Below are 14,201 nucleotides of genomic sequence, written 5' to 3'. Positions count from 1 at the left end.
AAGCTAATTATCCAATACTAGCATTTTCCTTAAACGTAAAACAAATATTACACTTATATATACCAAAATACTTAATGACATAATAACTAGTATACTTCTGAGTCTACCAAATATTGATAAACTAATCCAATAATCATCGTTCAAATTAAATAACTTTAGGATTACTATCATACAAATACAAGCTATAACTATCTTCAATAAATATTTAACTGGTAAAAAAATTTTAACAAACAATTTTAAATTAAAGCTGATAAGTATTAAGATCTGAGCAATCATATTTACTAAAGCTGTTACAGAACTAACAATAGCTAAATACACGAAAGCGTACTTATCATCACTATATGCATGTATTATATAAGTGTCAAGCACAATCCCACAAATCAAACTAGATAGACTAATCCAAAAAACTGTATTTGCTCTATTTTGAACATAAAGAGCCGATACTATAACCCTTATAAAAACAAAACAAAATAATGAAATTAAATATCCCAACATTGCTAAATACGTAAAATCAACATCATTTAAACTAAATTTGCCGTAATAAAACAATGTTATAATTATTGGCTTAGCTAACACTATCAGTCCAATAATAGCAGGTATTATCATCACAAACATAATTTTTATTGCTAATGCTAAATTTTTATAAAATAGTTCATTATCTTTTTTAGTTTTAACTAAATATGGGATCATAGCCATAGCTATAGCTGTACCAAATATACCATATAAAAATTGGTTTACCCTATCAGCATAATATAACCATGCCAAACTCCCTGATAATAAAAATGAAGCAAAAAAAGTTTCTATAAATGAACTAATTTGCAAAACTGCTGCCCCCAAAAAAGTCATAGGTAGCTTTTTAAAAAAGATCTTTGCTTTTACATTCCTAACAAAAAATATTGCTTTAGTTATATTTATCCTACCCAAGAGCATAGATAATGAGAATACCGCTACTATTAATTGACACAGTCCTGCTAGTAAAACACTATAAGCTACGACATAAATAGGTACACTAAATCTTGGCGATATCATTACCCCTATTATCATCACTAGATTTAAAAATACTGGGAAAGCTGAGGAGATTATATACTTACTATAACTGTTAAGGATTGCAGCTATCAATCCAACAATACAGTTTAACAAAACATATGGTAGCATTATGATAAACATAGTATGTACTAACTGTAACATCACATCATTAGAAACAAGTCCATATGCATATATGTCAACCCATATATCGCTAAAAGCCAAACCTGTTATGGTTAAAACCATTAGCACTATAGCAATTAGATATAATATTGTTGCTATAAACTCTTTCTGCTCATTTGAAATTTTACCATCAATATATGGATTAATAATTTGAGTAAAAGTTCCTGAGGTCGTAACTTTACGCATAAACTCTGGTGTTCTAAACGCTACCAAAAATGCTTGCAATGCTCCACTACTTCCAAAAAATGCTGCCAACAATAAATCTCGAATAAAACCTAGTACTTTTGATACAAGCAATAACCCAGAAATAATTAAACTATTAGAAAAAAAACTTTTCACAAGACTCAAATATTAATAAAATTTCTATCAGCCCATTATAACCATAGAATAACTAAAATAGAAATCTAGAAATATAACAAAATTTAATTAGAACTAGCTGAAGAAGCTATACTAGTAGTCCACTGACTTTCTATCGCTTTTATTTTTTGATCAGCTGCTTGAGCCTGATTTTCAGGTAGTTTAATTGTCGTTAATTTAGTCTGAGCATCTTTTAGACCATCTTTTGAGAGATTCGGCATACAATACTCATTAAACTGCTTCCAATACCCCAGTCTAGGCTTTTTAAACAAATCAATCGCTACAGATAAATAAGTATACTTTTCTACAGGATCTTGAGTTAACTCGGCAGCCAAAACAAAAGCTGGAGCAAAAGGCTGAGTTATTGCTTGCTTAGCATACACTGAAGCTGTTTGCTTATCTCCTTTAGCTAGATAAACATTTGCTAATCCAACCTCAACTGGTGATATATGATTAAGCTCGTAAGCTTTTTTATACCATTCTAACGCGATAGTGTTATCTTTTGGTAACCCTCCTGTACCAGACATATAAGCATCACCAATAAATGTTCTAGCTTGAGCTATACAATATGGATATAATTTAACAAAACTATCCTCTTTTTTAATCAAGAAAGAATCTCTGGCCATCAAACTTCCATTAGCTACCGCTAATTTATACCACTTAAATGCTTGGGCAAAATTAGGCCACGGATTTCCTCCAGACCTAGCATAAAGATTCCCTAATTGATTTTGCGCAACCATATACCCTAACTCTGCTGATTTCTTAATATACTCAAAACCCTTAGCGCGATTAATTTTTACACCATCAGCCCCAAAATAATACATTTCGCCTATCAAATACATTAAGCTATAGTAATTTTTTAAACCATCTCCACTACTTGGTATACCATTTTTATTGTAAAAATCTACTACCCATAAAGCGTATTCTAAAGCTAATTTGTTATTTTGGTCTGTCTGAATATATGCTTGAGCTAATATTGCTGTAGCTTTTGCATCTTTTTCAGCATATGGTTGACAATTTTCTAAAGCCTGAGCATATTTCTCACCTACTCCATCCTGATAACAATTTTCTAAAGTCGCATAAGATGATCCAAACAACAACAAACCCAAAAAATAAATTAAAAACTTAACTTTCATGAGACTTTCCTTCTAACTTAGCTGGCATTAAAAACAACTTAATATAATGATATATAGTAATGACTAATATTTCCATAAAAATATACTTCAATTATTTAAGAAATTTCTACTTCTCTTTTTTCCGCTAGATGCTTTATATAAATATTTGACGAAGCTTTTGGCAAAAAGTCTTTGCCCTTATCTGGCCATTCTATAAAACATATACTTTTTTCATTAAAGTAATCTCTGATTCCAATCCACTCTAATTCTTCAGGGTCAGAAATTCTATATAAATCAAAATGGTAAATACTAAAATCTTTAAACTCATAACTCTCAACCAAGGTGTAGGTCGGACTTTTTACATTACCCTTATAACCTAGTGCCTTTAAAACACCTTTTACAAAGGTTGTTTTACCTGATCCTAAATCACCGTGTAGAAAAATTATTTTATTTGTTTGTAAGTTTTTAGAATATTCAGCAGCTAAGCTTAGCATCTGTTCTTCATTAGAAACTATTTTTTTCATACTCTTTTATAAATTCCCCTGCCAGCACGAATGACCCAAAAACTACTGTTACAGTATCTTTCTTTGATAAATAAACACTACCCAAATCTTTATTAAAATCAACCCGAATGATACCGTGGTTACTAAACACTTGTTTTATATTATCTATATCTAGAGCTCTTTGGTCAAAAGTTTTAAGGTCTACAATCTCCCACTTATAAATATGTTTTTTAGCTATAGATACAATCGTGTTAATATCCTTAGTTGCTAATACACCAAATATAGCTTCATATTTAATAGCCTTAGAGCCAAATTTATTATCTAAGAGTTTAAACAAATACTCCACAGAAGCTGGATTATGTGCAACATCGACTACTACATAACTATTATTCTCTTTATCATTTTTAAGTACATTAAAACGGGCTCTGGCCCTTATATCCTCTAACATAGGAATATAAGTAATGTGTGTTTTCTTTAGCAAATAATCACCTATCCCCATAGCTATATTATAACTATCACGAAAACAATTTTTTGTTTTAGGATTATAGTCTTTATCGTAGATTATAGCTTCTATAACACTTGCATATTCATAAACACTATCAGGCATTTTTGAACCTAAAAAAAGAGGTTTCTGTTTACGAGCTATAGCAGCTTTTTCTAAGCCTATTTTATCTAAAGTATCTCCCAAAACTTCACAATGATCAAAATCTATATTAGTAATAGCAGATATATCTGGCTCAATAATATTAGCAGCATCCAATCTACCTCCCACACCGACCTCTAATATCAGATAATCAAGACCTACTATCTTTTGTGAATATAAACAGACACATAGAAAAGCTATCTGATAATAAGATAAACGATATTTTACTGTTAGCTCTTCTAACCTCTCCAATAACTCTAGTAACTGACTACTAGAAATAGGACTTCTATTTAGAGATATCCTTTCATTAAATTTAAAAACATGTGGAGATGTATGGCTTAATACTTTTTTGTTATTTGCAACAAACATCTTTTCAAGCATTGCCACAGTAGTTCCTTTACCGTTGGTACCAGCTATAGTTATAACTTGAAATTTTTTGTTAAAATTAAAGCTATCAAGAATAAATAGAATATCTATAAGAGTACATTTAGGAGCATCATTAGCCATAATTTTAGCTATTTTGGTTTCAATGCTCATTTTTGGATTTCTTCTTAAGCTTGTGAATGCTCAGTATGCTTATGCTCTAAAAAGTAAGAATTATGTTTTGCAAACCCCGGCATCAGTTTACCTATTAACTGCGCTACTTCTGTTCTTAAATTTCTACGATCTACGATCATATCAACCATACCTTTTTCTACCAAGAACTCACTTCTTTGAAAACCTTCTGGTAGTTGTTCTCTCACAGTCTGTTCTATAACTCTAGGTCCAGCAAAACCAATTAAAGCTTTTGGCTCAGCTATGTGTATATCCCCAAGCATAGCTAAGGATGCTGATACTCCACCTGTAGTAGGGTCTGTTAGCACCACTAAATACGGTAGTTTAGCTTCAGCTAACTTTTGTAAGGCAGCACTAGTTTTTGACATCTGCATTAGAGAAAATAAGGATTCTTGCATTCTAGCACCACCACTTGCTGTGAAACATATAAACGGTACTTTTTTCTCCATCGCAAGCTTAACACCTCGCACAAATTTTTCACCCACCACGGATCCCATAGAACCACCTAGGAACATAAAATTAAATGCCGCTGCTACAACTGGGAAACCTTCTACAGTACCGTCCATAACTACTAAAGCATCTTTTTCACTAGTCTTCTTTTGAGCTTGTGATAATCTATCTTTATAAGATTTTGTATCTTTAAACTTAAGCATATCTACAGGTTCTATATTAGCAAAATGCTCTACAGTGCTGCGTTGATCAAAAAATATATCTAGTCTATGTCTAGCAGAAATTCTATAATGATAGTTACAATTAGGACATACTGATTTATTATTATTTAACTCTTCAGAATATAATGTCACTTGACAGCTTGGACATTGGCTCCACACTCCACTTGGCAAATCTTTTTTCTGAGCATCTAGCCCTAAACTTCTACTTATTACCCTAGTTAACCAACTCATAAACTACTATCCTCCTAAAATAAAACAGATATACAACATTAGCCAAATATTTCCGTATCACTAAAGAAATATTTGATCTCTTGAGCCGCTGTTTCTTCACCATCAGAACCATGTACAGCATTAGCATCTATACTGTCTGCAAAATCAGCTCTAATTGTACCTTTTGCTGCTTCTTTAGGATTAGTAGCTCCCATTAACTCACGATTTTTTGCTATCGCATTTTCACCTTCTAAAACTTGAATCATAACTGCTCCAGAAATCATAAATTCAACCAAAGCACTAAAAAATGGTCTTTCTTTATGTACAGCATAAAAACCCTCGGCTTCTGCTTTTGACAAATGCTTCATTTTTGCAGCGATTATTTTTAAACCAGCTTTCTCAAAACGACTATAAATCTCACCTATAACATTTTTTTCTACAGCATCAGGCTTTATTATAGATAAAGTTCTCTGTTTACTCATTTTTTTAAGTTCTCCAATATTTTATTAGTTTGAATTATAGCACTTTTATTTATTAAATATCAAAACTAGCAGCTAATTATTAGTTATTTTCTACAGCAGCTGCTATGAATGATTCAAATAGTTTATGACCATATCTTGGCGTCGATGTGAATTCCGGGTGTGCTTGACAAGCTATAAACCACCTGTGCTGAGGTATCTCTATAAGCTCCATTAAGTTACCGTCTTCTGATCTTCCTGAGAATATTAATCCTGCTTGCTCAAGTCTTGCAACATAGTTATTATTTACTTCATATCTATGACGATGTCTCTCCATAACACTCTCTACTTGATATATTTCTCTAGCACGAGAGCCTTCTTTCAATACACACTTATAACCACCTAGACGCATTGTACCACCCAGATCTGATTCTTTACTACGCTGATATATAGTTCCATCTTTAGCTTGCCACTCTTCTATAAGAGCAATCACTGGATTAGTTGTAGTCAATTCTAATTCACTAGAATGAGCATCTTTTAAACCCAACTTATTACGGGCATACTCAACTACAGCTAGTTGCATACCTAAGCAAATACCCAGAAATGGAACATTATTCTCACGGGCATATTTTATTGCAGTAATTTTACCTTCTACACCTCTACTGCCAAACCCACCAGGTACAAGAATTGCTGACACATCTTTAAAATATGAATCTACATTACTCTCTGTAATTGCTTCTGAATCAACAAATTTTATATTTACCTTTACACCTTTTTTATAGCCAGCATTGTAAAGTGCTTCATTAAGAGATTTATATGCTTCTGTTAATGAAACATATTTACCAACCATTGCAATAGTTACTTCACCACTAACACTTTGAATAGTATCTACAACACTTTGCCATTCTGATAGATCTGGGTGTTTAGTTTTCAAAGATAGTAATTCTACCAATTTAGCATCAAAACCTTGCTTATTGTACCTAAGCGGTACTTCATAAATAGTTTTTACATCTTCGGCTATAAAAATACAATCTTGGCTTACGTTCGTAAAAAGAGCTATTTTCCTTTTTTCGCTCTCATCAAAAGCTTGCTCACATCTACAAACTAAAACATCTGCTTGTATACCAATACCTCTTAGTTCTTTTACAGAGTGTTGTGTAGGTTTAGTTTTTAGCTCACCTGCTACCCTTATATATGGCAACAAAGTTAAATGTACAAATAAAGTTCTAGATCTACCTAACTCTATCCTTAGCTGTCTAATAGCTTCCAAAAATGGTAAAGACTCAATATCGCCAACTGTACCACCGATCTCTACAATAGCCACGTCAACATTATCAGCTATACCCATACAAATACGATTTTTAATCTCATCTGTAATATGTGGGATAACCTGAATAGTAGCACCTAGATAGTCTCCTTTACGTTCTTTCCTAAGTACACTTTGGTAAACTTTACCTGTAGTGAAATTATTTGCTTGAGTCATTTTAGCACGTATGAAACGCTCATAATGCCCTAAATCTAAATCAGTTTCTGCACCATCTTCAGTTACAAAGACTTCTCCATGCTGTAGCGGACTCATCGTGCCAGGGTCGACATTAATATAGGGGTCAAGTTTTAGCATAGTTACGTTTAAACCACGGCTTTCTAAAAGAGTGGCTAAAGATGCAGCTGTAACACCTTTACCAAGTGAAGATACTACACCACCAGTTACAAAAATAATTTTAGTATTCGAATTCATCTTAAGAAAGAAATTTTAGAAAAATCATGGAACATAATTATAACATTTTTAACCAAGTGTTACCATTTTAAAATGGCAAATTTCACTAGCAAATTAAAAACTAAAAAATTCTCTATAAAATGAGGATTGCAAGTTAAATCTTTAGTGTAATAGTTAGTTTTTTCTCAGAAAGGAAAAAGGATAAATTATTAAGAAAGTTTACTTGATGTACTTATTAACCAACCTAACAAAAGCCATAGGATCTTCTATCTTAGCGCCTTCTACAAACATTGCTTGAAGAAGTAGCAACCGTGATAGATCGCCAAAAATTTCCGTATCAGGCTCGTCCTTTAATCTTTGCACAAGATGATGCTCAGCATTTAGCTCTAAAACTGGTTTCATACCCATACCTGGCATAAACGCTTGTCCTGCTTCTTCCATCATTTTCTGCATATGTAAGCTCATACCATAGTCATTTACAACCACACAACTCGGAGAGTCTGTCAAACGCTTAGATAAACGTACATCCTCAACTTTATCTTTTAAAACCTCTTTAATATCTTTTAGTACTTTTTCAAAATCTTTGGTTTCTTTTTCAAATTTTTCTTTTGTTTCTTCAGTTTCAAACTTATCTAAATCTATATTCCCTTTGATTATAGATTTCATATGCTTACCATCAAATTCAGTCAAAGTAGACATCATCCATTCATCAATTCTATCCGTCATTAAAAGCACTTCAATACCTTTCTTCTTAAACACCTCTAACTGAGGATTATTTATAGCAGCTTTATAGCTATCTGATGTAATATAGTAAATGGTGTCTTGACCTTCTTTCATACGTGAAATATAGTCAGCTAAAGATACTGTTTGTTTAACTTCTTCACTAGCTGTAGAAGTAAATCTTAATAGACTAGCGATCTTCTCCTTATTGCTGTAATCATCTGAAACACCTTCTTTTAGCACTTGACCAAAATTGTCCCAAAACTTTTGATATTTTTCTTTATCTTTCTTAGCCAATTTACTTAACTCACTAAGAATTTTTGTAGTTGATGCTTTTTTAATTTTATCAATGACTTTATTATGTTGTAGAATTTCACGTGACACGTTCAAAGGCAAATCAGCAGAATCAACCACACCCTTAACGAACCTCAAATATGGAGGCAATAATTCTTTATTCTCCATAATAAATACTCTACGCACATACAAAGATAAACCATAATCTTTATCTCTATTCCAAAAATCAAAAGGTTTATTTTCTGGTATAAATAACAAGCTAGTGTATTCAAGATTACCTTCTACCTTATTATGTGACCACATCAAAGCATTAGCAAAGTCATGTGAGATATATTTATAGAATTCGTTATATTCATCATCTGTAATCTCATCTTTTGATCTTAGCCAAATAGCTTTAGTATTATTTACTGTTTCATATTCATCTTCTATAATTTGCTTACCATCTTTATCAAACTCAACTTTTTTCATTTGGATAGGAGTATTTATACAATCTGAATATTTGTTAACTAACCCCTTTAAGACTTGATGCTCTAGCAAGTCTTCATGTTCCTTTTTAAGATGAAGAATGATCTCTGTGCCACGTCTTTCTTTTGTAATAGCTTCTACAGTAAAACCATTTTGTGCATCAGATACCCACTTTATAGCTTGAGATTTATCCTGCCCTGCTTTTCTAGTTCTTACAGTTACCTTATCTGCGACTATGAATGATGAATAAAACCCAACACCAAATTGACCTATTAGCTCATTATCTTTACTTTTATCACCAGTTAGACTCTCTAAAAACTTTTTAGTTCCTGATTTTGCAATTGTCCCTAGGTTTTCGATAACCTCTTCTTCTGTCATACCAATACCATTATCACTAACGGTTATTGTTTTAGCTTTTTTGTCAAAATCTATTTTTATAGCATAATCAGCATCATCTTCATTAAGCTCTGCATTTGAAATACTCTTATACCTAAGTTTCTCGATAGCATCTGAGCTATTAGATACCAATTCTCTTAAGAAGATTTCACGATTAGAATATAATGAATGAATCACAAGATGAAGTAACTTATCTACTTCAGTTTCAAAAGTATAATTTTTTTCTGACATTTATATAACCCTCTTTATATTATTAGATAAACTTATTTATAGCAAGATTAATATGAGAGTTATATATTATTTTTCAAGAATTTTTTATTATAAAAAGATAAGAAAAATGTTTTTAAATAAAAATGATATTTATTCTTCGTCAGTAGGCATTTCAACGTGTGGTCTACCTACTAGTTCAATAAAGGCCATAGGCGCTTTATCACCAAATCTATAACCACATTTAAGAATTCTAGTGTAACCACCTGCTCTTTCAGCATAACGCACACCAAATTCTTCAAAAAGCTTTTTCACTGCTGCTTTATTTCTTAAGAAGTCAAAAGCTTGTCTTCTTAAAGCTACAGACTGCGCTTTAAACTCATTAGAATTTATATCCAACTCATTTCTTAACTTGCACTCTCTTTTTGCTAAAGTAACTAAAGGCTCAACTATTGTTCTTAGCTCTTTAGCTTTAGGTAATGTCGTTTTGATAATCTCATGATTGATAAGAGAAGCTGACATGTTTTTGAACATTGCTTTTCTATGACTACTAGTTCTACTGAACTTTCTACCTTGTTTACGATGTCTCATAGTAATTACTCCTTTATAGTTAATATTATATGATTACTATATTAATTTATTTACCCTCAACCAACTCCCTGAAATTGTCAATCACAACTCCAAGAGATAAGTTATTATCTATAAGTATCTGCTTAATTTCATTAAGAGATTTTTTACCTAGGTTAGGTATTTTCATTAGTTGTGACTCAGAATATTGGACTAAGTCACCTAAATATTTAATATTTTCAGCCCTTAGACAATTAGATGATCTGACTGTAAGCTCTAAATCATCTATTGGCTTCAAAAGTATTGGGTCAATATTAGAGTCTATTAAAACATCACCAGTTTTACCTTGGTGTGGCACCTTTAAAGAAACAAATACTGACATCTGCTCACAAAAATACTCCAAAGCCTTAGTAACAGCTTTTAATGGATCTATAGTACCGTTTGTTTTTAGAAATATTTCCAATATTTCACTATCACTGTTCTCAATAACCTCAAAAGCTACTTTTTTAACTGGATTAAAATCAGCATCTACAGCTATATCACCTACTTTTTCTAATTCAACAGGCATAGCTGAAAGGATACCAACGTTTCTTCCCCAAACTACGCTAGCAACTAAGTTAAATTCTCTTTTATTTGTTAAAGTCGCAATCACTTGATCTTTATTTATAATTTCAACTCCACTAGTAGATTTAAAGTCGCCTGCCGTAACAACGCCACTTTTACTAACTGATAGCTCTAATTCAATATTATCAACATTTTCATCAAGTTTTACTGCTACTTTTTTCAAATTTGAAACTACTTCAACAATGTCTTCCTTAACGTCATCTAATGTAGAATATTCATGTAAAACATCTTTAATGTTTACTTTAACTACAGACGCCCCAGGCAAAGACGAAAGAAGAACCCGTCTAATTGAGTTACCAAGAATATGAGCCATACCTTTTTCAACAGGAGAGAGCTGCACCTTATATCCAAAAGCACCCAATTCTTCTATAAGTTGTACACTAGGTGTAAATTCCTGTTTCAAATTATTATTACTCACTAAAAATCTCCTTGAAATAAGGCTATAATGAGCCACTATAAGTAATAAATTCTAAAAAATATAATTACTTAGAGTAAAGCTCGATAATTAATTGTTCGTTTATATCTGATGATAATTCAGATCTATCTGGAGAAGCCTTTAAAGTTCCTTCTAAAGCATCGGTATTTACATCTATCCAAGAAAGTTCTTTTCTATGTTTTGCAAGCTCTACAGCATTTTGTATTCTAAGTTGCTTCTTAGCTTTTTCTTTCACCGTAATAACATCACCAGCTTTTATTTGTGCCGATGGTACATTACAAGTTTTGCCATTTAACATTATGCCCTTATGTACAACTAGTTGTCTTGCTTCAGCTCTAGTCGCAGCAAAGCCCATTCTATAAACTATATTGTCTAGTCTTGACTCTAAAAGCTCTAATAAAGTAGCACCTGTATTACCTTTTCTTCTACTTGCTTCAACATAGTATTTTTTAAATTGACCCTCTAAAATACCATACATACGACGAACTTTTTGTTTCTCTCTCAATTGAAGACCATAATCAGAAAGTCGAGCTTTTCTAGCTCCATGCTGACCTGGCGCTGTATTCATTTTGCACTTTTCATCAGTAGCTTTTACACCACTTTTTAAGAATAAATCTGTACCTTCCCTTCTAGAAAGTTTACACTTTGGTCCTAGATATCTAGCCATTATAAAATTCCCTTTAAAATATTAAACACGACGTTTTTTAGGAGGACGACATCCATTATGAGGCAATCCAGTCACATCCGTTATACTAGTTACTTTCAGGTTCTTAGTATTCAAAGCTCTAACAGCTGAATCTCTACCTGAGCCTGGTCCTTTTACTAAAACATCTACATTCTTAACACCATATTCTAACGCCATATCAGCTGCTTTTTCCGCTGCAATTTGAGCAGCAAATGGTGTACTTTTTCTTGAACCCCTAAAACCACTACCTCCAGATGTAGCCCAAGATAAAGCATTACCTTGTCTATCTGTAATAGTTACTATAGTGTTATTGAAAGAAGAGTAAATGTGAGCAACTGCATCAGTAACTACTCTTTTTACTTTTTTCTTTGTTGATCTAACAGACTTAGCCATATAATCTACCTTTTAATCGTTATAGTTATAATTGTATTATGCCTTTATCGGCTTTCTCGGACCCTTACGAGTACGAGCATTAGTCTTTGTTCTTTGACCTCTTACAGGAAGGCTACGACGATGCCTTCTACCTCTATAGCAACCTAAATCCATAAGTCTTTTTATATCCATAGAAACTTCACGACGTAGGTCACCTTCTACAGTAAATTTAGCAACTTCTGCTCTTAAGCTCTCAACTTGCTCTTCTGTTAAATCCTTGATTTTAACAGTTGGATTTAATTTGCAATTCTCACAAATTTTCATCGCTCTTGTTTTACCTATTCCATAAATCGAAGTTAATCCTATTACAGCGTGTTTATGAACAGGAATATTAACACCAGCTATACGAGCCATTTATTTCACTCCTAATAATTATTCTTAGTTTAGTGCTATCACAAGCATTTATTAACTTGCTAGGATAACTTTTTAAAAACAAATAATCAAGCTTTATTTATAAGCTTGGTACCTTAACCTTGTCTTTGCTTATGTCTAGGATCTGTACATATAACGCGAACAACCCTATTACGTTTTATAACCTTACAATTTCTACACATTTTTTTAACTGAAGCTCTAACTTTCATTATATTTCTCCAAAAAATTTCTCTATTTTCTCTTACTAGTGAGATTTGCTTTTTTCAATAAAGAATCGTACTGAGTTGACATCATATGCGATCTAACTTGAGCCATGAAATCCATCATAACAACCACTACGATTAACAACGAAGTACCACCAAATGTAAACGATAAACCCTGTGCAAAAAATTTAACTATAAATATAGGCAGCAAACATATTGCTGTGATATATAACGAACCCACCAAAGTCAGCCTCGTCATAATTGCATCTATATATTTAGCTGTTTGCTCACCAGGTCTGACACCAGAAATGTAAGCTCCAGATTTCTTCAAATTATCAGCTGTTTCTTTTGGGTTAAATACCAATGAAGTATAAAAGAAACAGAAAAATATAATAGTTGCTGCAAATACTATAGTATAAACTATACTACCAGGTTGAAGTATCTCTGAAACATCTGCCAACCAACTTAATGAACCATAGTTAGATAACCAACCAAACAATACACCTGGTACCATAAGTATCGAAGATGCAAATATCGCCGGAATCACTCCTGCCATATTAAGCTTTAACGGTAGATGGCTGGTTTGAGCAGCATACATTTTTCTACCTTGCTGTCTTTTGGCATAGTTTACTGTTATTTTTCTTTGAGCACTTTCCATAAATACTACAAAAGCAATCACTAACAGCAATAGAACAAGTAACACCCAAACTGATAAATAAGTTATGCTAGAACCTGGTGCATTTGCCTGTGAGATAGTATTTAAAATTTCTGCAGGAAGATTAGCTACTATACCCGAAAAAATTAATAATGAAATACCATTACCAACGCCTCTTTCTGTAATTTGCTCACCCAACCACATTAAAAACATACTACCAGTAGTTACTGAAACAATAGTCGTTAAATAAAATAAAACTATATTATTCGTTGTTACTAAACCATCCTGATGTAACACAAAAGCTACTATACCTAGAGATTGCACCAATGCCAAAATAAGAGTTAAATATCTAGTATATTGAGTTATCTTTTTCTGACCAGATTCACCTTCTTTCTTAAGCTCTATAAACTTCGGGTAAACCGCTGACAGCATTTGGAAAATTATAGATGCCGAGATATAAGGCATCACACCTAAAGCAAATATACTCATCTGAGTAAGAGCACCACCAGAGAACATATTAAACATACTCATCAGACCACTAGTCGATGAGTGTTGATTAGAAATAATATCTACTAACTTTGATGGATCTATATTTGGAATAGGAATATAAACTCCTAATCTAAATACAATAATAGCTATCACAACAAAGATCAAACGAGATTTTAATTCACTTGCACCTGAAGCACTATTAAACTTTGACATACTTTTGT

At 32.4% G+C, this 14,201-nt stretch carries 15 protein-coding genes; all 15 read right to left on the bottom strand.

The window, feature by feature from the left end:
* Positions 1 to 3: 3 nt before the first annotated feature.
* Positions 4 to 1,545: a murein biosynthesis integral membrane protein MurJ gene (gene murJ / locus SD28_RS02480; RefSeq protein WP_039123741.1), complete on the bottom strand. Its 1,542-nt coding sequence runs from the start codon at positions 1,543 to 1,545 to the stop codon at positions 4 to 6.
* A gap of 83 nt (positions 1,546 to 1,628) precedes the next feature.
* A complete protein-coding gene (locus SD28_RS02475; protein WP_039123733.1) occupies positions 1,629 to 2,699 on the bottom strand; it encodes a tetratricopeptide repeat protein in 1,071 nt (356 codons plus the stop codon).
* A 95-nt stretch (positions 2,700 to 2,794) separates the two neighbouring features.
* Positions 2,795 to 3,202, bottom strand: coding sequence for a tRNA (adenosine(37)-N6)-threonylcarbamoyltransferase complex ATPase subunit type 1 TsaE (gene tsaE, locus SD28_RS02470; RefSeq protein ID WP_039123732.1), 408 nt, complete (start codon positions 3,200 to 3,202; stop codon positions 2,795 to 2,797).
* On the bottom strand, positions 3,183 to 4,361 hold the full coding sequence (locus SD28_RS02465) for a bifunctional folylpolyglutamate synthase/dihydrofolate synthase (protein WP_039123731.1): 1,179 nt from the start codon (positions 4,359 to 4,361) through the stop codon (positions 3,183 to 3,185). Before SD28_RS02465 ends, tsaE begins: the two co-directional genes overlap by 20 nt.
* Before the next feature lie 14 nt (positions 4,362 to 4,375).
* Positions 4,376 to 5,281 carry an acetyl-CoA carboxylase, carboxyltransferase subunit beta gene (gene accD, locus SD28_RS02460; protein ID WP_039123726.1) on the bottom strand — a complete coding sequence of 302 codons (906 nt, stop codon included), beginning with the start codon at positions 5,279 to 5,281 and terminating at the stop codon, positions 4,376 to 4,378.
* A 38-nt stretch (positions 5,282 to 5,319) separates the two neighbouring features.
* Positions 5,320 to 5,742: a nucleoside-diphosphate kinase gene (ndk, locus tag SD28_RS02455; RefSeq protein ID WP_039123725.1), complete on the bottom strand. Its 423-nt coding sequence runs from the start codon at positions 5,740 to 5,742 to the stop codon at positions 5,320 to 5,322.
* 79 nt (positions 5,743 to 5,821) lie between these two features.
* Positions 5,822 to 7,456, bottom strand: coding sequence for a CTP synthase (locus SD28_RS02450; RefSeq protein ID WP_039123723.1), 1,635 nt, complete (start codon positions 7,454 to 7,456; stop codon positions 5,822 to 5,824).
* A 198-nt stretch (positions 7,457 to 7,654) separates the two neighbouring features.
* Positions 7,655 to 9,541 (bottom strand): molecular chaperone HtpG, encoded by a 1,887-nt coding sequence (htpG, locus tag SD28_RS02445; protein ID WP_039123717.1) that lies wholly within the window; start codon positions 9,539 to 9,541, stop codon positions 7,655 to 7,657.
* Positions 9,542 to 9,670: 129 nt separating this feature from the next.
* The gene (rplQ, locus tag SD28_RS02440) at positions 9,671 to 10,108 is read right to left on the bottom strand and encodes a 50S ribosomal protein L17 (protein ID WP_039123715.1); all 438 of its coding nucleotides are present in this window, start codon (positions 10,106 to 10,108) and stop codon (positions 9,671 to 9,673) included.
* A gap of 46 nt (positions 10,109 to 10,154) precedes the next feature.
* Positions 10,155 to 11,126 (bottom strand): DNA-directed RNA polymerase subunit alpha, encoded by a 972-nt coding sequence (locus tag SD28_RS02435; RefSeq protein WP_039123713.1) that lies wholly within the window; start codon positions 11,124 to 11,126, stop codon positions 10,155 to 10,157.
* A gap of 64 nt (positions 11,127 to 11,190) precedes the next feature.
* Positions 11,191 to 11,811 (bottom strand): 30S ribosomal protein S4, encoded by a 621-nt coding sequence (gene rpsD / locus SD28_RS02430; protein ID WP_039123707.1) that lies wholly within the window; start codon positions 11,809 to 11,811, stop codon positions 11,191 to 11,193.
* A gap of 21 nt (positions 11,812 to 11,832) precedes the next feature.
* Positions 11,833 to 12,222, bottom strand: coding sequence for a 30S ribosomal protein S11 (rpsK, locus tag SD28_RS02425; RefSeq protein WP_039123706.1), 390 nt, complete (start codon positions 12,220 to 12,222; stop codon positions 11,833 to 11,835).
* Between the two features lie 36 nt (positions 12,223 to 12,258).
* Positions 12,259 to 12,615, bottom strand: coding sequence for a 30S ribosomal protein S13 (gene rpsM, locus SD28_RS02420; protein WP_035720260.1), 357 nt, complete (start codon positions 12,613 to 12,615; stop codon positions 12,259 to 12,261).
* 113 nt (positions 12,616 to 12,728) lie between these two features.
* Entirely contained in the window at positions 12,729 to 12,842 is a 114-nt protein-coding gene (gene rpmJ, locus SD28_RS02415; RefSeq protein ID WP_003017816.1) for a 50S ribosomal protein L36, read from the bottom strand.
* 22 nt (positions 12,843 to 12,864) lie between these two features.
* On the bottom strand, positions 12,865 to 14,193 hold the full coding sequence (secY, locus tag SD28_RS02410; RefSeq protein WP_039123631.1) for a preprotein translocase subunit SecY: 1,329 nt from the start codon (positions 14,191 to 14,193) through the stop codon (positions 12,865 to 12,867).
* Between the last annotated feature and the right edge of the window lie 8 nt (positions 14,194 to 14,201).

Origin of the sequence: Allofrancisella guangzhouensis (genome assembly GCF_000815225.1) — a bacterium.
In the GTDB taxonomy this organism is placed as follows: Bacteria; Pseudomonadota; Gammaproteobacteria; order Francisellales; family Francisellaceae; genus Francisella; species Francisella guangzhouensis.
Note: the sequence above shows the minus strand (reverse complement) of the source record. Positions and strands in the feature narration are given on the sequence as shown.

Coding starts and splice junctions, on each gene's coding strand:
- SD28_RS02475 (WP_039123733.1), bottom strand. CDS start 2,699: ATGAAAGTTAAGTTTTTAATTTATTTTTTGGGTTTGTTGTTGTTTGGA.
- tsaE (WP_039123732.1), bottom strand. CDS start 3,202: ATGAAAAAAATAGTTTCTAATGAAGAACAGATGCTAAGCTTAGCTGCT.
- SD28_RS02465 (WP_039123731.1), bottom strand. CDS start 4,361: ATGAGCATTGAAACCAAAATAGCTAAAATTATGGCTAATGATGCTCCT.
- accD (WP_039123726.1), bottom strand. CDS start 5,281: ATGAGTTGGTTAACTAGGGTAATAAGTAGAAGTTTAGGGCTAGATGCT.
- ndk (WP_039123725.1), bottom strand. CDS start 5,742: ATGAGTAAACAGAGAACTTTATCTATAATAAAGCCTGATGCTGTAGAA.
- SD28_RS02450 (WP_039123723.1), bottom strand. CDS start 7,456: ATGAATTCGAATACTAAAATTATTTTTGTAACTGGTGGTGTAGTATCT.
- htpG (WP_039123717.1), bottom strand. CDS start 9,541: ATGTCAGAAAAAAATTATACTTTTGAAACTGAAGTAGATAAGTTACTT.
- rplQ (WP_039123715.1), bottom strand. CDS start 10,108: ATGAGACATCGTAAACAAGGTAGAAAGTTCAGTAGAACTAGTAGTCAT.
- rpsD (WP_039123707.1), bottom strand. CDS start 11,811: ATGGCTAGATATCTAGGACCAAAGTGTAAACTTTCTAGAAGGGAAGGT.
- rpsK (WP_039123706.1), bottom strand. CDS start 12,222: ATGGCTAAGTCTGTTAGATCAACAAAGAAAAAAGTAAAAAGAGTAGTT.
- rpsM (WP_035720260.1), bottom strand. CDS start 12,615: ATGGCTCGTATAGCTGGTGTTAATATTCCTGTTCATAAACACGCTGTA.
- rpmJ (WP_003017816.1), bottom strand. CDS start 12,842: ATGAAAGTTAGAGCTTCAGTTAAAAAAATGTGTAGAAATTGTAAGGTT.
- secY (WP_039123631.1), bottom strand. CDS start 14,193: ATGTCAAAGTTTAATAGTGCTTCAGGTGCAAGTGAATTAAAATCTCGT.